Source organism: Streptomyces sp. DvalAA-14 (genome assembly GCF_900091855.1).
Classification (GTDB): domain Bacteria; phylum Actinomycetota; class Actinomycetes; order Streptomycetales; family Streptomycetaceae; genus Actinacidiphila.
This window is the reverse complement of record NZ_FMCH01000209.1, coordinates 1-17624: the sequence shown is the minus strand read 5'-3', so window position 1 is coordinate 17624 and position 17624 is coordinate 1. Positions and strand designations below refer to the sequence as shown.

The window sequence follows — 17624 nt, the reverse complement described above, 5'->3', positions numbered from 1 at the left end:
CGCGCGTGCGTGGCGCATCGGTGATGTCCGCGGGTTCCGGCTCCGGCTCCGGCTCCGGCTCCGGCTCCGGCTCCGGCTCCGGCTCCGGCTCCGGCTCCGGCTGGACATCCTCCGGCACGACAGGGGTCTTGCCGCAAGGCCCCGGGTGGGATATACCTTAGAAGTGGTAAGGAGTAGGTATTCTCCTTGCCTTTCGTCGTCTGTGGTGGCCGGACCGGCTCCGGGCGGACATCTCCCCCGGCCGGCGGCGTCAGAAGTCGAGCTCCACGTAGTCGATGTCGGTGAACTCCACCCGCAGGTCCTGGGCGCGGCGGCCGCGGTCCTTGAAGTAGACCTCCTGCAGCCCCTCGGCGGCGATGGCCTGGAGCTGCTGCTCGCTGGCGCCCGAGGATTGCGCGTCGAAGAGGCGGGCGGCGTAGGCGGGGGGCAGGTGCTGGGTGATGCGGCGCATCCGGCCGTCGTCGGTGGAGCCGGGGGCGGCAGTGAAGCCGAATCGCGCTCTGGTCTCGATGACGATGCCGCCCGAGACCGCCGCGCGCTTCTTCGCCCGGCCCCGGACGCGCGGTTGCCAGTCCTTGCGGACCTCGCGTTCCAGGCGGGCCGCCAGGTCCTTGCGGGGGCGGCGCAGCGTGCCCTTGAGATAGCGCTCCACGGTGCGCGGGGACACGCCCAGGCGCCCGGCGACCGTAAGCGTCGAGCCCTTGGCCTGTTTGACCAGGAACCGCATCTGTGCCTGCGCGGACTTCGGGATCGGGCGGGTGGTGGTGCCGGCGGCCGCCCGGTCCAGGCTGTCCCCGATGATGCCCATCGGCTGCTACTCCCCGTCGTCTTCGTCGCGGTCGCCCTTGATGTGCCGGGCGGGGTTGTGCTGCTGCTCCAGGAGTTCGACGGCCCAGAACAGTTCGCGGGTGCCCTCGTGCTTGACCATGCCGGGCGAGACCCCCAGCCGGAAGGCGCCCGGCGCCGGCTTTCCGGCCGTGTCGTAGGGCAGGACGTCCAGCGGGGACGGACCCGCCGACGGGTAGACCACGCAGTCCGACAGCACCGCGACCGGCAGGAGCGCGTCGGGCCCGAACTCCAGCCGCCCCGCGGGGGCCGGCCCGGTCTGCGTGGCCAGCGCGGTCTTGACCAGCTTGCGGTGCATGTTGATCCGGGCCGCCGAGATGACCGCGGCGCGGATGTCGGGCCGCCAGGTCGGCCGCTCCAGGGCCGGCCACCGCTCACCGGGCCGGTAGGCGGCGCCCTGCGGGCGCTCGCGCAGTTTGCCGATGCCGCCCTTGACCGTCGACTTGATCGCGGACAGCACCGCCGCCAGGCCGGGGTCGCCGTCCTTGTGCCCGTCCATCACGGCCAGGAACTGCTGCGGGGACAGCTCGGCGGTCACGCCCAGATCGGCCATCGTCGCTTTGTAGGCGTCGGCCAGGTGCTTGTACCAGGGGTCCAGGTACGGGCCGGCCCCCGTCCGTACGAACGCCTCGATCGGTTCGATGCGGGCCGGCAGCCGGTAGGTGTCGACAAGTTCCTGCGCGTACGCCACCGTGGGGGTCGCGTACCAGGCCGGACCGGTCGGGGGGCGGCCGTGCGGAGTGAACGGCGACGGCAGGCGCGGGTCCAGTTCGATCTCGGACAGGTCCACCAGCCACGAACCGGGGACCTGCTTGTCGAAACGCGGCGCCGTCACGTGCGCAGGAGCGGACAGGCCGACCGGCAGCCGGTTCGCGGCGGCGAGGAAGGCGGTGTTCACGTCGACGCCGACCGCGTACCGCTTGGCGCACTCGGCGTCGGTCAGCAGTTCCGGGTCGCGGATCCAGTCGAACGCCTCCTCGTCGAGGACCTCGGCCGGGGTCCGCTCATGGGTGCGTGCGAACAGCGCGGCTGCCGCGGGGTGTTCGTCGGGCACCTCCGGGTAGGCCGCGTCGACCGGGGCGGTGAGCGAGCCGGGCACCGGCCCGGACACCCACGCGCCGGTGGTGTCGTCCCGCACCGCCCGGGTCGGCGGCCGCAGCGCCGTCATCAGCTCCAGGCCGGCCACCGCGGTCGAGCCGCGCGGGGTCAGCACCCGGGCGGCGTAGACGCTCAGCACCCGGGCGAGTTCGGCCGGCGGGAGCTGCGCGGCGCTCCCCCACGACCGGGCGTCCAGCGCGTCCCACGGCAGCACGGCGAGCTGCACGCATTGCCGCTGCTGCCCCTGGGCGGGCCGGTAGACCTTCGCCCACGGGCCGAAACCGCGCCTGGTCAGCTGCCACTTGGCCCGGGTGATCTGCTGGACGACCTTGTGGCCGTCCGGCAGCCGCATCGACCGCCGGTCCTCCAACCGGGCCGGCAGGCCCAGGCGTTCGGCGCCGCCCGCCGTGAGCACGACCAGCGGATCGGAGTCCTTCCCGAAGCGGTGCAGCCGCGGCGCGCCCAGTTGCGCCTCCGCGAGCGTCCACTCCACCAGTGCCGGCACCGTCGTGGCCGGGCACCGCAGCACCAGCCCGCCCGCGCAGTACAGCGAGCCGTCGCCGTCCAGCACACCCAGCGGGCCGTGCGCGAACGCCGGGTCGACGGCGGCCGGGGCGGACACCGGGAGGGATACCGGGGCCGGGTTCGCGGCGGGCTTTTTGGCGACCGGGCGCGGCGGGGCCGATGGAGCGCTGCCGACGGGATTCGCCACGGTCGGGGCGGGCGGGGCGGCGGCCACCACGGCGGCGGCCGTCGCCGGTCCGGCCGAAGGCTGCGGCGCCGGGGTCGCGACCGGTCCGGCAGAGCCGGCGACCTCGCCGTCGCCGTCGGGGAACCGCGCCGCCCATCCCTCCAGCAGCCGCCGGTACGCCTCCCGCTTCGGCTCCCGCGGCTCGCTCCGGCCGCTCTCCCAGTTCTTCACCGTCTGAACGGTCGTCTGCAGCACGGCGGCCAGCTTGGACTGCGGCACCCCGGCGGCCTTGCGCAGCCGGGAGCGCTCACCGGGCGGCGGCAGGGCCGGTTCGCCGGCCAGCAGCGCGTCAACCGCCGCGAACAGCGCTTCCCTCTCGGTGGGCATGCGTCACCTCCGCGCCGCACCCTAGCAGTTTTAGCTGCTGGCTTACCCTCTGATTTAGCCTGACGCGATCATGTCGTCCGGCTCACCCGTGGCCGGCCGGCCCCTGGAGGCGGGCTCGGAGAGCGCGGGCCACGTCGTCCGCCCGGGCGGGCGTCACCCGCTCCGCGGCGGGGCGCCGCAGCAGTTCGAAGACGCCCGTGCCGCGATACTCGGCGGGCAGGTCCGCCATGCGCGGCACCACGTGGAAGTGCACGTGGGCGAAGCCGTCGGCTTCGGCGAACTGGACGACATAGGTCTTGACACAGCCCGTCACGCCGCGCAGCGCCCGGGAGAGCCTGACCTGCCACATCCCCAGCGCGCCGGCCTCGGCGTCGGTGAGGTCGTGGACGGCCGTGACGTGGCGTCGGGGCAGCAGCACCAGCCAGCCGGGCAGCGCGGTGTTGAAGTCGTGCACCACCCGCCAGTGCTGGTCGAACACGATGCGCTCGCGCGGCGGGAGCTCATCGAACTGCGCTTCCTTGCCGCACGCGTAGCAGTCGGGAGTCACCATGAGGGGAGATCGTAGGCCGTTCGTACGCGGCGCGGCGGATCGTGTCCCGTCCGCTGAACGGCCTCGGGCTCAGGGCCTGGCCGTGCCGGCCGGCCGGAGACGGGCCCGGACCCGGAGCGCGCGGCGCAGGCCGGGGACCGCAGTGGCCACCAGCAGCAGGACGTAGCACCCCTCGACCCAGGGCCACCAGCGCAACGACCGTTCGATCCGGGTCTGCTGCCGGCGCGCGAGCGCGGCCATCGCACCGCGGGCCCCGGGGTCGGCCGGCAGCCGCTCGGCCCGCAGACGCCGGGTCGGTACGGGCAGGCGGGGACCGCCGCGTGGTCGGCGCCGGGCCGGGGGTGGATCCCCGGGCCCGGCGCCGCCACGGGACCGGCGGTCAGGACACGGTGACGGCCGCGTCGTCGAGGACGAACGTGGTCTGCAGCTCGTAGTCCTCGCTGCCGGTGAACTTCACGGTGACGGTCTTGCCCGCGTATGCCGACAGGTTGAAGGTGTGCTGGGTGTAGCCGGTGTTGTGGTCGCGGTTGGAGTAGCCGGCCAGCGTGCCGAGCACCGTGCCGGAGCTGTTCAGGACCTGGGCGGACAGGGTGTCGTAGGCGGTGCCGGTGCTGGTCTCGGCGGTGTCGATGTGCAGCCAGAAGCCGAGCTGGTAGCTGGAGCAGCCGCTCGGGAGCGTGACGGTCTGGGACAGCGTGTCCGTGTGTGTGGTGCCGTGGCCGTCGAGCCGGGCGTCCCACGATCCGCTGTGCGCGGGCTCGGCGGCGCTGTTGCCGATCAGCCCGGTCGAGGCGGTCCAGGGGGCCGCGCTGCCGGTTTCGAAGCCGGGGTTGCCGAGCAGCTGCGCCGGGGCGCAGCCGCCGGAGGAGGCCGGGTTGACGGTCCAGCTGAAGGTGGTGGAGCCGGACGGCCCGGTGGAGTCGGTCGCCGTGACGGTGACGGTGGAGGTGCCGGCGGTGGTGGGCGTGCCCTTGATCAGGCCGGTGGCGGCGTTGATCGACAGGCCGGCGGGCAGGGCGGACGCGGTGTAGGAGAGGGTGCCGCCCGCGGTGTCGGTCGCCGAGATCTGCACGCTGGCGGCGGCGCCGACGGTGCCGGTCTGGTCGCCCGGGCCGGCCACGGTGACACCGGTGGTGGTGTGGTGGTTGAAGTCGGCGGTGAACGCGGCCTCGATGCCGCTGAGTACGCCCGAGTCGGTGGTGATCAGGCCGAGTTCGCGGTTGTGGTTGAGCGAGTTGTCGGAGAAGTTCTCCGAGCCGGCGAACACCTTCGCCGTCGAGGTGCCGTAGTCGGCCACAATCGCCTTGGCGTGGATGTAGTAGCCGGTGGAGCTGGTGTACGTGGTGACTTTGCCGCCGGCCGCGGTGACCTGGTTGAGCTGGGTGGTGTAGGACGAGGACTCGTTCTCCGCGACGACGCGGACGGCGACACCGCGCTTGGCGTCGGCGACGATCGCGTTGACCAGCGCGGTGTCGCCGAACTCCTCCTGCTGGACGTCGAGGCTGTGCTGGGCGCCGCTGATCAGGGACAGCAGGTGGCTCTGCGAGTCGGTGGGCGACCAGACCAGGTCGGCGCCGTCACCCGGGGTGATCGCGGTCTTCGCGTAGTCGGCGTTGAAGACCTTCTCGATCGCGGCGACGTCCGCGCTCGTGCTGTCGAAGACCCCGTAGTCGCGCGAGGTCGAGTAGTAGGTGGTGTCGAAGTTGCCGGTGCTGATGTAGGACTTGGCCCCGTCGACGGTGATGGTCTTCTGGTGGGTGTAGACGTAGGCCGAGGACGAGTAGGTGACACCGGCGCCGGCCGCGGACAGCGCGCTGTAGGCGGCGCCGTTGACGGAGGTCTGCTGGGAGTCCAGGATGACGCGGACCCGCACGCCCGCCTTCTGCTTGCTCACCAGGTCGTTGACCAAGGTGGTGTCGCGCAGCTCGTAGATCGTCATGTCGATCGATGTCGTCGCCGAGTTGACGAAGCTGTAGATGGCGCTCTCCCCTTGGTCCGGCAGGACCACCAGGGAGTACGCGCTCGCGGCGTGGGCGGTGGTGGGCACGAGCGCGGCGGCCGAAGCCACGGCGCCCGCGGCCAGGGTGCGGATCAGACGGCGCGTGCTGCTCAATTGGGGCTCCTGACGTAGTCGTGCGAGGACAACGCGCGTAGCGCCCACCAGTAAGGCACAGCGGTGACGGCTCGGGAAGAGACCCCGTGTGAGCGGAGATTGAACAGCGGTGGCGCGGTCGGTCAGCCCGTCACCTTCGCGAGGAAGGCGTTCAGATTGCGGCGGGTGCGGGCCACCTGTTCGTCCAGGGTGAGGCTCTCCTCGATCCGCTGGGCGAGGGCGCTCTTCTTCTTGCCGCGCATGTACAGCGAGCAGGCGAGGTCCGCGCACATGTACGTGGCCACCGTGTTGCCCTGCCGCCCGGCGGGCCCGGCCAGCGGCGCGGCCAGCAGGTCGACGCCGCCGCCGGAGTGCGAGGTGACGCAGATCGAGCACAGGCTGCTGCGCATCAGGTCGCGCCGCGTTCGGCCGGCGATCCGCAGCGTGACGCCGACGAGCTCTCCGTCGTCGCCCGGGTTCACCAGGTAGGCCCGGTCGGGCGCTCCCGGGTCGCGCCAGCCGAGGAAGTCCAGGTCCGGCCAGGGCAGCTCGCTGAGATCGCGGGGCAGGTTGACACGGCGCGCCTCACCCTTGGAGCAGTTGACGAAGGAGGCGCGGATCTGCTGTTCGACGAGCGGGTCCATGGTCGGTGAAGCTAACAGCGGGGCCCGGCCGGTGTCGCCCGCTTTTTCCCGGCCGCGAAGCCGCGGTACCGGCGCCTTCGGCGCCGACGAGAGGCGTCGAAAGTCCCGAAAAGGGCCTATAGCGCAATTCGCCCGTAAACTGGAGGACGGCACGGCGGCATGTTCCTGTTGTGCGCGGACCCGCTGCCCGGGGCGCAGCGCCCCGGCCCGACGGTGTGGCCGTACCTCGGACTGTGGAGGTGGAAACCCGATGAGCGATCCCATTCCCGACTGGACCGACCGGATGCGGGACCTCACGGAGGACCTGAATCCCGAGACCTGTGACCGCTTCGTACGCGATCTGTACGAGGCGGCGCAGAACGATCTGGACGAGCAGCGCGCCAAGGCCGACTTCGACCGGGAGGAGTAGCCGGCGGGCCCTCACCCGCCGGCCCGCCGGTCCGGCCCGACCGCCCCGACCGGGGCTGCCGGGCCGGCGGCGGGCCGGCCGGGCTTACAGCACCTCGTTGAGCTTCCCCGAGGCGACGTCGAAGACGAAGCCCCGGATGCGGTCCTTGTGCACGATGAACGGATCCGCCGTGATGCGCGCGATCGACTGGCGGACGTCGGCCTCCAGGTCGGGGAACGCCTCGGCGGCCCACGGGGGCCGGATGCCGGTCTCCGCCTGCACGGCGTCCTTGAAGCCGTCGTCGGTGAAGGTGAGCATGCCGCAGTCGGTGTGGTGGATGAGGATGATCTCCTCGGTGCCGAGCAGCCGCTGGCTGATGGCGAGGGACCGTATCTCGTCCTGGGTCACGACGCCGCCCGCGTTGCGGATGACGTGCGCCTCCCCGTCGCCCAGTCCGAGGATCGCGTAGACGTTCAGCCGGGCGTCCATGCAGGCCACTACGGCCAGGTGCTTGGACGGGGGCAGCGGGAGCGGCCCGGAGAAGGATTCGGCGTAGCGGGCGTTGTTGGCCAGCAGGTCATCGGTGACGGACATGGTGGGCCTCTGTTCTCGTGGCGGGTGCTGAGTGCGGGACGTGGGGCGGCACCGGCGCGGCCGCGCACGCGGACGACACGCGGCGCGGCCTACGGACAGAACCCGTCGAAGACCTGGACGCGGCGGGAGGGCCAGAAGCCTTCCAGCGCCGTCGGGACAGTCGGCATGCCGCCAGTGAACCCTCCGATCCGTCCGGCACACAAGGCAACAGGCGTTCGGGCGGCGGCTACTGGGCGGTCAGCGTGCCCAGCAGGCCGTGCTGCTCGTCCCCGGGGCCGGCGCTGAACCAGACGCTGTCCGGGCCGCCGGCCACCGCGTCACCGGTGATCAGCGCCCACAGCTTGTCGATCCGCACGGTCCGCCCGCGGGTGTCGGTGAGCGTTCCGCGCAGCCGCCCGCTCACCGGGTCGTAGGCGTGGATGGTGCCGTCGCCGAAGTTGCCGACGAGCAGGTCGCCGGAGAAGCGGCCGAAGTTCGCCGGCGCGACCACCAGGCCCCACGGCGAGTCGAGCTGTCCGCGCGAGGCGACACGCCCGGCGAGGGTGCCGTAGGCGGTGAACCGGTCCACGAAGCCGTGGCCGGCGCCGGGGACGTCGAACTGCTTGGCCGCGTCCTGCTGGGCGTAGGTCACGTAGACGCTGTCGCCGAGCACCTGGACGTTGAACGGCGCGTAGCCGCGCGGCAGGGACGGATCGCGGAACAGGCCGGCCACGTCGAGCCGCTGGAAGGAGGAGTTGAAGACGTCCACCCGGTTGTCGTGGAAGTCCGCGGCCAGCAGCAGCGGGCCGAACGGGCTGCTGGACAGGGTCAGTCCGGTGTACGACGCGCCGGGTACGGCGGCGGCCTGGACGGCCTGGGTGCCGGACGCGCCGGTCCAGGCGGAGATGGTGCCGCCCACGGTGGCGAACAGGAAGGACGCCGGCGTGGTGGTGCCGGGGACGGCGAAGCCGGCGCCGGAGTTGAAGGTCTGACCGGTCACCGGGCCGCCCGGCACCTTCACCACCAGGGGCGCGGCGGCCGGCACGGCGGTGACCGGGCTGCCGTTCACCGCGCCGGAGTACAGCGTGGACGTCGAGGTGCCGGCGTTCGACACCCACAGGGGGGTGTTGGGACCGCGCGACAGCCCCCAGGCGTTGACCAGCTCCGGGTCGGTCAGCTGCGCCTTGCCCGGCTGGTCGGACACCAGGTCGGTACGCGTCACGCCGTGCGGGGGCGCGGTGCGGTGGCCGGACCGTCCGGAGCTGGCGTCGGCCGGACCCGCCGCGACCAGTGCCACGGCGGACGCGGTCACGGCGGCGGTCAGCGCCACGGCGGATACGATCTTCTTCGTCATGCGGTCGCTCCCTGAGCTGGTGCCGGCACAGCCGGCGAGGACAGAGCCGCCCGGAAGTACGCAGAGCGCGCGCGCAGCACTCACCGCCGGCGCGGGCAAACGCGGCGGGCCGGCCCGATCCTGCATGCGGGGACGGGGTGTTGGGGGCCGGCGCGGTTCCCCACCCGGCCCGGCACCGCGCCGCGCGCCGGGCCGATGGGCCCGCGCCGCACCCGCGCCCAGTAGGATCACGCCCCGCGCATCGGACAGGGAGATCACGTGAACCTCGACCACAACGCCCAGGCGGTCACCGCCGCCCAGCTCAACGCCGCCTTCGTCGGTGAGGCCTTCTCCTACGAGACCTCGGAGGGTGTCCCGGTCTACGGCAGGCTCGCCTTCGCCGAGGTGGGCCCGACCAAGGTGCTGGTGACTCTCGACGGGGTCCTGCACGAGGGGTCCAGTGTCGTGCTGACCCTCGCGCCGGAGGACGAGCTCTGGTTCAACCGGGCCACGATCTGAGCCGCCGGCCCCGGCGGCGCCGTCCTGCCGCCGCGGCCGCGGGCCTTCGCGGCGCACCCACCGCCACGCCCGGTGAGGTCGCGGGCTTCCGCAGTCGACCGGACCCGGGCGACCGCTGAGCGGCGCCGTCGCGCGCCCGGCGGGAGGAACCGGGTGCGGCCGGCATCGTCCCGGGGCCGGGGCGGTCGCCGCCAGTGGCGGGACACCCGCGCCGGGGCGATCGTGGAAGGGCGGACGCCGGAGGGACGGTCCCCGGCGGGAAGGCGGTCCAGTATGGCTGGCAAGGCAGCGTCCGTTGACCCCGACCGGTCCGCCTGGGATGTCATCGTGCTGGGCGGCGCCGCCGCGGGCGAGAACGTGGCGCAGTACGCGACCCAGTTCTCGGATCTGGACGCCGTGCTGGTCGAGGCGGGGCTGCTCGGCGGCGAATGCTCGTACTGGGCCTGCATGCCCAGCAAGGCGCTGCTGCGGCCCGCCGAGCAGCTCAGCAGCGGACAGCACGTGCCGGGCGTGTCCTCGCTGCTGGCGGGGCGGGAACTGGACGTGCCGGCCGTACTGGCCCGCCGCGACACCGTGGTCAACGGCCTCGACGACACCTCTCAGGTCCAGTGGGCGCTCGGCGCCGGCATCGACGTACTGCGCGGATACGGGCGGCTCGCCGGGGAGCGCACGGTGGAGGTGTCCCTGGCCGCCGGCGGCACCCGTACCCTGACCGCCCGGCACGCGGTGGTGGTCGACACCGGGTCCTGCACGACGGTGCCGCAGGTCGCCGGCCTGGCCGAGGCCCGCGCGTGGACCTCCCGGGACGTCACCAATATGCACGAGGTGCCGCGCCGGGTGATCATTTACGGCGGCGGCGTGGTGGCGTGCGAGGCGGCGACCTGGCTGCGGGCGCTGGGCGTGGCCGAGCTGACCGTGGTCCACCGGCGCGACGGCCTGCTGCCCCGCTGCGAGCCCTTCGCCGGCCGGATGGTCGCCGACCGGCTGCGGGAGGCGGGCGTGCGGCTGCTGCCGAACCGGTCGTTCGCCGCCGTGACACGCCAGGACCCCCGGGACACGGGCGTCGGGCTGCCGCACGGCGGCGAGGTCACGGTCGAGCTGGACGACGGCGCCACCCTCACCGCCGACGAGCTGGTGCTCGCCACCGGGCGCACGCCGAACACCCAGGACATCGGCCTGACCTCGGTCGGCTGCCCCGACGGCGGTTTCCTGGAGGTCGACGACCAGCAGGCGGTACGCGGGGTCGACGGCCAGTGGCTCTACGCGATCGGTGACGTCTGCGGGCGCGCGCTGCGGACCCACATGGGCAAGTACCAGGCCCGGATCGCCGGCGAGGTGATCGCCGCGCGCGCCGCCGGGCGGCCGCCCACCGACGAGGCCGGCCGGCCGCTGAGTGTCGCCGCCGGGCACCGCGGCGGTCCCCAGGTGACCTTCACCCAGCCGGAGGTCGGATCGGCGGGGATGACGGAGCGGGAGGCGCGCGCCGCGGGTGTCGACGTCGAGACGGCGCAGTACGACATGGCCGCGCTGGCCGGCACGTTCGTGATGCAGGAGGACTACGTCGGCCGGGCGGAGCTCGTCGTGGACCGGGCCACCGACACGGTGGTGGGCGCGACGTTCGTCGGGTCCGGAATCGCGGACCTGGTGCACTCGGCGACGACGGCGATCGTCGGGCGGCTGCCGCTGTCGGTGCTGTGGCATGTGGTGCCGAGCTACCCCACCGCGAGCGAGGTCTGGCTCCGTCTGCTGGAGACGATCCGGGCCCAACGAGCCGCGCAGCCACGGCAGTAGAGCCTCCGGGCCCGCTCCCGGCGGTTCGGGACCGGACGCCGGACAACCACCCCGGACCGCCGGGGTTCCATGGCGAAGCGACCGAAAGGAACCAGGCCATGCCCTTCATCACCACCAAAAAGGACGCCACCGAGATCTTTTACAAGGACTGGGGCTCGGGCCAGCCGGTCGTCTTCAGCCACGGCTGGCCGCTGACCGCCGACGCCTGGGACCCGCAGGCCCAGCTGGTGGCGGACAACGGCTTCCGGGCCATCGCCCACGACCGCCGCGGCGGCGGACGCTCGGGGCAGACGTGGGACGGCAACGACCTGGACACCTACGCCGACGACCTGGCGGACCTGATCGAGGCGCTGGACCTGCGGGACGTGATCCTGGTCGGGCACTCGACCGGCGGCGGCGAGGTGACGCGGTACATCGGCCGCCACGGCACCGGCCGGGTCGCCAAGGCGGTCCTGCTCGGCGCGATCCCGCCGCTGATGCTGAAGACGCCGGACAACCCGGAGGGGCTGCCGATCGACGCCTTCGACCAGATCCGCGACGGTGTCGCGACCGACCGCTCGCAGTTCTACGAGGACCTCAGCGCGCAGTTCTACGGCGCCAACCGCTCCGGGTCGACGGTGTCGCAGGGCATTCGCGACGAGTTCTGGCTGTGGTCGATGTCCGTGGGCATCAAGGGGGCCTACGACTGCGTCAAGGCGTTCTCCGAGACGGACCTGACGGAGGACCTGAAGCGGTTCGACATCCCCACACTGATCGCGCACGGCGACGACGACCAGATCGTGCCCATCGTCGCGTCGGCGATGAAGTCCTCGAAGATCGTCGAGGGCGCAACGCTGAAGGTCTACCCGGGCGCCCCGCACGGCCTGGCGATGGTCCCGAAGTTCGCCGAGCAGTTCAACGCCGACCTGCTGGCCTTCGCGCGCAGCTGACCGGCCCGCACCCCGGCCCGGCCCGGCCCCGAGTCCGTACGCGTCCCGTGCGGCTCGCGGCGCCGGGCCGCGTACGTTCCGGACGGCAGCGTTTTGCCCGCTCCGACGGACCGGCTTACCGTGGAATTGCAGTGTCAGGACGCCATTCACCCTATGCGTTCACGCGCTTTCGGAGGTCGACGTGCTCCCCACGCAGCACAAAACAACGAAGGTCAAGGGCCAGGAGGTCTTCTACCGGGAGGCCGGCCCCGGCGATGCCCCGGTCGTACTGCTGCTGCACGGATTCCCGAGCAGTTCCCACATGTTCCGGGACCTCATTCCGGCACTGGCCGACCGCTATCATGTGATAGCCCCGGATCACATCGGCTTCGGGTATTCCTCGATGCCGAAGACGGGCGAATTCGGCTACACCTTCGACAACCTCACCGAGGTGACCGCCGGACTGCTCGACCAGCTCGGTATCAAGCGTTTTTCCGTGTATGTGCACGACTACGGCGCGCCCATCGGCTGGCGGCTGGCGCTCGACCCCTCCTACGAGGTGACGGCGATCGTCTCGCAGAGCGGCAACGCCTACATGGAAGGCTTCGCGGACCCCTTCTGGGAGCCGCTGTTCGCCTACGCCTCCGCGCCGAGCCCCGACACCGAGCCGGGAGCACGGGCCAAGTTCACCCCGGAGACGACGCGTTGGCAGTACGAGAACGGCGCGGTCGACCGGAGCCTGGTCAGCCCCGACGCCTGGAAGCACGACCAGGCCCTGCTGGAGCGGCCGGACAACGAGGAAGTGCAGTTGGCGCTGTTCCGCGACTACCCGAGCAACATCGACGGGTATCCGCAAGTGCAGGAGTACTTCCGCACCAGCCAGGTGCCGCTGCTGGCGGTCTGGGGCGAGGGCGACGAGATCTTCGCGCCGGACGGCGCACGGGCCTTCTCGCGGGACCTGCCCGACGCGGAGGTCGATCTGCTGCCCGCCGGGCACTTCGCGCTGGAGACCCACCTCGACGAGATCACCGGGTACATGCGCGGCTTCCTCGGCCGCGTGGCGGCCTGACCGCCCGGCCTGCCGGCATCCGGCAGTCGGCGCCCCCCGCGGACGCGGGGGGCGCCGGCGCGTGTCCGGGCCCGCTCAGAGGTCGAGGACGACCTCTTCGGCCGGCTTGGAGCAGCAGATGAGCGCGTTGCCCTCGGCCGGCGGCTCGACCGGGTCCGGGGAGTAGGCGACCGATCCGGACAGCAGGCCCGATTCGCAGGTGTGGCAGACCCCGGTACGGCACGACCAGCGGACCGGCACGTCGCACGCCTCGGCGAGTTCGAGCAGGCTCTGCTGGTCGTCGTTCCAGGGCACGGTCACACCGCTGCGCGCGAAGGACACGGCCGGTCCGGTCCCTTCCGGGCCCGGCGGCCGGTGGGGCGGGCGGGCGGCCTGCGGCGCGATGCCGGGAGTGGTGGAGGGCCCGGCGCCGAAGAGTTCGGTGTGGATGCGGGAGGCGTCCAGCCCCGAGTCCACCAGTGCGGCGGTGAGGTCCTTCATGAAGTCCGGCGGGCCGCAGAGGTAGGCGTCGGCATCGGCCGGCAGCCGCAGGGCGGCGACCTTGTCGGGCGACAGATGCCCGGCGCCGGTGTAGTCGACGCCCTGCCGGTCGCCGCCCGCCGGCCGGCTGTAGTAGATGTCCGCCTGGGCGTTGGGCAGGCTGCGGACCAGGGCGCGGCTCTCCTCGGCGAAGGGGTGCTCCGCTCCGTCGCGCGCGCCGTGCAGCCACCAGACCCGGCGCTCGGACCGGGCGTGCGCCAGGGCGTGCAGCATCGCCAGTACGGGTGTGGCGCCCACGCCGACGGACAGCAGCACGACGGGGGTGTCCGCGTCGCCCAGGCAGAACGAGCCGCGCGGCGCGGCGATGTCGAGGGCGTCCCCGACGCCGACCCGGGTGCGCAGATGGCCGCTGGCGGCGCCGTGCGGTTCCTGCTTGACGCTGATCCGGTAGCTGCCGGTGCCGGGTTCGCCGGACAGCGAGTAGCTGCGGATCAGCGGGGGTGCGCCCTTGTCCGGCTGCAGCTTGACGGTGAGGAACTGTCCGGGCTGCGGGGCCGGCAGCGGCGCGTCGTCCGGGGACGTCAGGGTCAGGGAGAACACGCTGCGGCTCTCCGGCTCGATCCGGGCCACGGTCAGCGGCCGGAAGCCGGTCCAGGCCGGCGGCGCGCCGCCGGCCTCCCCGGTGAGCCCGGCGCTTCCGGTGCCGGCCCCCGAGCCGCTGTCGTCGTGTTCCAGCAGGGTGCGCAGCGAGCTCTGCCAGCCGGGGCTGAGCGCGGGGATGCGCAGCGCCCGCTCGATCTGGTCGCGGGTGTGGCCGGGCAGGTACAGCACCGCGTCGATCTCCTGGACGCTCATCGACTCCGGTCCCGAGGCGACCTTGACGATCTCCTGTCCGGCTTCGACGTGCCCCTCCTCGATCACCCGCAGGTAGAAGCCGGGACGCCGGTGGGAGATCAGCAGGGCGGCCATCTGTGGCTCGCCCAGGCGCAGTCCCACCCGGTAGCAGGTCACGCGCGGCTGGGTGACTTCGAAGACGGCGCCGCCGATGCGGTAGCGGTCCCCGATGCACACCTCGTCGTCCGGCAATCCGTCGACGGTGAAATTCTCGCCGAAATGGCCGGGCTCGAGATCCTGGCGCCCCAATTCCTTCGCCCAGTAGCGGTAGGAGTCGGTCTGGTACACCAGAACGGCCCGCTGTTCCCCGCCGTGACCGTTCAGGTCGCCCTGACCGTCGCCGTCGATGTTGAGCCGCCTGACCATCTGCGGTCCGGAAACCGTTCTTTTCCAGGCACCGGTGTAGACGGTCTTGCCATTCCACGGGACGTTCTTGGGCATCCCCACATTCACCGCGGTCAACGTGGCCATACTCTCACCTCGCCATATCCGGCTGATCCGAGCCTAACAGCTCTCTGTTTCGGGCTCTCGTCCGCCGGCCGGCCGGTCGAATCAGGCTTCGCCGCGGGACGGATCGAAAAGAGTGAAGTCGGAGAAGTCGAAGCCGGGCGTGACCATGCAGCTGACCAGGACCTCGTGGTCGGCGGCCGGCTGGGCCCGCTGCCAGTGTCCGGCGGGGACCTGGTGGTGGAAGCGGGTGTCGTGTTCGAGGTCGGGGCCGAGCAGATGATCGGTGACGATGCCGGGCTCCGGGCCGGGCGGGGCGGTCTGGAGCAGGAGCGGGCCGCCGTACTGCCACAGCCAGATCTCGTCGGAGGCCACGCTGTGCCAGGCCGACTGCTCGCCGGGACCCAGCAGGTAGTGGATGACGGTGGCCGAGGGCCGGGGGCCGCCGCGGGTGGGGTGGGGCACGGTGACCGGCGAGGTGTAGATGCTGCGGTACCAGCCGCCTTCGGGGTGGGGGCTGAGGCCGAGCGCGCCGGCGAGGGCGGGCGGGGATGTCATCGGTGTGGTTCCTTACCCCCGCCGCCGGGCGCGCCGGGTGAGCTGGTGGGCCGGCCTCGCGGGACCGGACCGGGCGGTTTCCCACCGTAGCGGCGCGACCCCGCCCGTCCGGTTGCGTGCGCCCGCATGTCGTGCGGGAGTCCCCCGTGGAGCCGCCTCATGGACCACACGCGCGCCGGCGGTCCATGAGGCGACGGATGGGGGGTCAGGCGCCGTAGACCTGGAATTCGGAGAGCTGGCCGGCCGGCCAGCCGGTGTTGGCGGTGAAGTTCAGCCGGATGTAGCGGGTGGTGGCGGTGGCGGGCAGGGTGAGGGTCGCGGTGTTCCCCGTGGAGGGGTTGAAGGTGTAGGAGGCGGCGGCGAGGAGCTGGGAGAAGCTGCCGCCGTCGGTGCTGCCCTGCACCGCGATCGTCTGGGAGCGGGTGGCCCAGGCGGTGGCGGGCGGCAGGGCGAGTACGAGCCGCTTGACGCCGAGCGCGGAGCCGAGGTCGACCTGGATCCACTGCGGGAAGGCGTTGTTGACCGATTCCCAGTAGCTGTTGGGGTCGCCGTCCACCGCGTTGCCCGAGCCGTAGACCTGGGTGTGGCCGCTCTCGGCGGTGGGCTGGTGCAGCGCCAGGTTGGTGGTGGGTGAGCCGCCGCCGGCGTCGGTGGTGGCGCTGACCTGGCTGGAGGACGCGGACACGTTGCCGGCCGCGTCGAGGGCCTGGACGTCGAAGGTGTACGAGGTCGAGGGGCTCAGGCCGGTGACGGTGAAGGCGGTGGTGCCGCCGGCGACCGTGCCGACGACGGTGCCGGCGCCTCCTGTTATGCGCCGTACGCGGTAACCGGTCACGCCGACGTTGTCGGTGGAAGCGGTCCAGGCCAGCGCCACCGAGCTGCTGGTGTGGGCGGTCACGTGCGGGCTGCCGGGGGCGGTCGGCGCGGTCGTGTCGGCGCCGCCGGAGACGACGGGCGGGGTGGGGCGGGTGGCGGTGAGCGCGATCTGGCCCTTGAGCATCCTGCCGCCGTCGCCGGTCAGCCGCAGGTAGTAGTCCGAGGAGCAGGCGGTGCCGTCCTCGTCCAGTGCCAGGAAGCCGGAGTTGGTGGGGGTCCACGCCTGGGACTCGGCGGTCTTGGCGATCTGGTTGCCCTCGTTGAACTCGTCGAACATCGAGATGTAGATGCCCTGCGCGCCGACCCGGACCATGTTGTAGAACTGGCGCCACATGAAGTCGCCGTGCGCGCGCTGGCGTCCGGAGACGTCGCCGGGCAGGACGCACGGCTGGTAGTCGATGCCGTGCGCGTTGCAGTCGGCCTGGTCGCCGACGTTGATGCTGTTGTAGATGTTGTCGGAGTCGGCGGCGGTGCCGATGGCCCCGACCATCCACGGCGAGAGCATGTTGAAGGCGTGGTAGACGTCGAGGTATCCCGTGCGGGTGCCGGCGCCGCCCACCCGCCATTCGCGGGGCACCCCGCCAATGACATAGCAGCCCTGGGACTTGAACCAGTTGATGACGTCGAGGCAGGCGTCGGTGCTGAACGGGTGGTTGTCGTCGTTGAAGCCGAAGCCCCAGATGCAGACGACCGGCTTGCCGTTCTGGGTGGCGTAGGCGGATGAGGCGGTGTGCGCCTTCATCTTGTTGGTCCAGTCGGTCTTGATGTCCGCCTGCATCGTCGACCAGCCGGTGACGTCGTACATGATGTAGAACTTGCGGCCGTGCGACTCGGCCGAGCTGCGCACCTTGGCCGCCATCGCGTCGCGGGTCGGGCCCTCGCCGCCGGTGGGGTTGAAGCGCTGCAGGGCCGCGGTGTCGATGTTGTTCTGCTGCATCCACAGGAAGTGGGTGTCGACCGTCTGCTGGTCGTAGGAGGAGAACAGCGTGGCGGGCTGGCCGTTGCCGAGGTTGGCGTACGCGGTCTGGTAGGTGTGGGTGTACTCGCGCATGTCCGGCCAGCACTTGATGCCGGTGTTGGACGGGGACGGCGGCTGGCCCCAGTTCTGGGTCCAGTGCCACCAGCCGTTGATCGGGGCTCCGTCACCGATACAGGCGAACCAGCCCTGGTAGCCGACGGTGATCTTTCCGACGACATCGCCCGGACCGCTCGCGGCCGGCGCGGCGCCGGCGGAGGCGGTCTCGGCGACCGCGATCGATCCCGCGGCTCCCACCGCGATGGCGGCCTGCAGGAAGACCCGGCGTGTGACACCCATCTGGACTCTCCTCCGATCGGCTGTCAACTCCCGGCACCGCGCGACCTCGTGGGGTTCGGCCGCGGATGGGAAGTCTGGCGCGGGGGAGCGTAATCATGGGGTTACGTCAGCGCAATAGTTCGCGCGTCAGGCGAAATAATTGCCACGTATGACGCAAGAACGCAT

16 protein-coding genes are annotated in these 17624 nt (G+C 72.1%); 5 read left to right on the top strand and 11 right to left on the bottom strand.

What is annotated here, in order from left to right:
- Window positions 1-250: 250 nt before the first annotated feature.
- From GA0115240_RS10600 to GA0115240_RS10580, 6 genes are all read right to left on the bottom strand, one after another.
- Window positions 251-808, bottom strand: a complete 558-nt coding sequence (locus GA0115240_RS10600) for a telomere-protecting terminal protein Tpg (RefSeq protein ID WP_093736420.1) — start codon at window positions 806-808, stop codon at window positions 251-253.
- A 6-nt stretch (window positions 809-814) separates the two neighbouring features.
- The gene (locus tag GA0115240_RS10595) at window positions 815-3022 is read right to left on the bottom strand and encodes a telomere-associated protein Tap (RefSeq protein ID WP_093736419.1); all 2208 of its coding nucleotides are present in this window, start codon (window positions 3020-3022) and stop codon (window positions 815-817) included.
- 82 nt (window positions 3023-3104) lie between these two features.
- Entirely contained in the window at window positions 3105-3572 is a 468-nt protein-coding gene (locus tag GA0115240_RS10590) for an HIT family protein (RefSeq protein ID WP_093736418.1), read from the bottom strand.
- A 69-nt stretch (window positions 3573-3641) separates the two neighbouring features.
- Entirely contained in the window at window positions 3642-3812 is a 171-nt protein-coding gene (locus tag GA0115240_RS36795; RefSeq protein ID WP_161302154.1) for a hypothetical protein, read from the bottom strand.
- 139 nt (window positions 3813-3951) lie between these two features.
- Entirely contained in the window at window positions 3952-5685 is a 1734-nt protein-coding gene (locus tag GA0115240_RS10585; RefSeq protein WP_256069652.1) for a phospholipase D-like domain-containing protein, read from the bottom strand.
- A 122-nt stretch (window positions 5686-5807) separates the two neighbouring features.
- Complete coding sequence (locus GA0115240_RS10580; protein ID WP_093736417.1) at window positions 5808-6308, bottom strand: FBP domain-containing protein; 501 nt, start codon at window positions 6306-6308, stop codon at window positions 5808-5810.
- A gap of 250 nt (window positions 6309-6558) precedes the next feature.
- Between GA0115240_RS10580 and GA0115240_RS36790 the strand changes: the two genes are divergently transcribed.
- Window positions 6559-6717, top strand: coding sequence for a hypothetical protein (locus tag GA0115240_RS36790; protein WP_176725034.1), 159 nt, complete (start codon window positions 6559-6561; stop codon window positions 6715-6717).
- Between the two features lie 84 nt (window positions 6718-6801).
- Here GA0115240_RS36790 and GA0115240_RS10575 read toward each other — a convergent pair whose 3' ends face one another.
- Window positions 6802-7290, bottom strand: coding sequence for a beta-class carbonic anhydrase (locus GA0115240_RS10575; protein ID WP_093736416.1), 489 nt, complete (start codon window positions 7288-7290; stop codon window positions 6802-6804).
- 226 nt (window positions 7291-7516) lie between these two features.
- Window positions 7517-8623 (bottom strand): TIGR03118 family protein, encoded by a 1107-nt coding sequence (locus GA0115240_RS10570; protein ID WP_093736415.1) that lies wholly within the window; start codon window positions 8621-8623, stop codon window positions 7517-7519.
- Window positions 8624-8881: 258 nt separating this feature from the next.
- Here GA0115240_RS10570 and GA0115240_RS10565 point away from each other — a divergent pair, with 258 nt between their 5' ends.
- From GA0115240_RS10565 to GA0115240_RS10550, 4 genes are all read left to right on the top strand, one after another.
- Window positions 8882-9121, top strand: coding sequence for a hypothetical protein (locus GA0115240_RS10565; protein ID WP_093736414.1), 240 nt, complete (start codon window positions 8882-8884; stop codon window positions 9119-9121).
- 273 nt (window positions 9122-9394) lie between these two features.
- Complete coding sequence (locus tag GA0115240_RS10560; protein WP_093736413.1) at window positions 9395-10912, top strand: dihydrolipoyl dehydrogenase family protein; 1518 nt, start codon at window positions 9395-9397, stop codon at window positions 10910-10912.
- 98 nt (window positions 10913-11010) lie between these two features.
- Window positions 11011-11841, top strand: a complete 831-nt coding sequence (locus GA0115240_RS10555) for an alpha/beta fold hydrolase (RefSeq protein ID WP_093736412.1) — start codon at window positions 11011-11013, stop codon at window positions 11839-11841.
- A gap of 181 nt (window positions 11842-12022) precedes the next feature.
- A complete protein-coding gene (locus GA0115240_RS10550) occupies window positions 12023-12889 on the top strand; it encodes an alpha/beta fold hydrolase (RefSeq protein ID WP_093736411.1) in 867 nt (288 codons plus the stop codon).
- 75 nt (window positions 12890-12964) lie between these two features.
- On the opposite strand, the gene GA0115240_RS10545 is transcribed toward GA0115240_RS10550, so the two are convergent.
- The 3 genes from GA0115240_RS10545 to GA0115240_RS10535 all read right to left on the bottom strand — a co-directional run bounded on the left by GA0115240_RS10545 (window position 12965) and on the right by GA0115240_RS10535 (window position 17459).
- Window positions 12965-14734, bottom strand: coding sequence for an MOSC and FAD-binding oxidoreductase domain-containing protein (locus GA0115240_RS10545; RefSeq protein ID WP_093736410.1), 1770 nt, complete (start codon window positions 14732-14734; stop codon window positions 12965-12967).
- An 81-nt stretch (window positions 14735-14815) separates the two neighbouring features.
- Window positions 14816-15268, bottom strand: coding sequence for a cupin domain-containing protein (locus GA0115240_RS10540; protein WP_093736409.1), 453 nt, complete (start codon window positions 15266-15268; stop codon window positions 14816-14818).
- Window positions 15269-15473: 205 nt separating this feature from the next.
- Window positions 15474-17459, bottom strand: coding sequence for a discoidin domain-containing protein (locus GA0115240_RS10535; protein WP_093736408.1), 1986 nt, complete (start codon window positions 17457-17459; stop codon window positions 15474-15476).
- Window positions 17460-17624 lie beyond the last annotated feature (165 nt).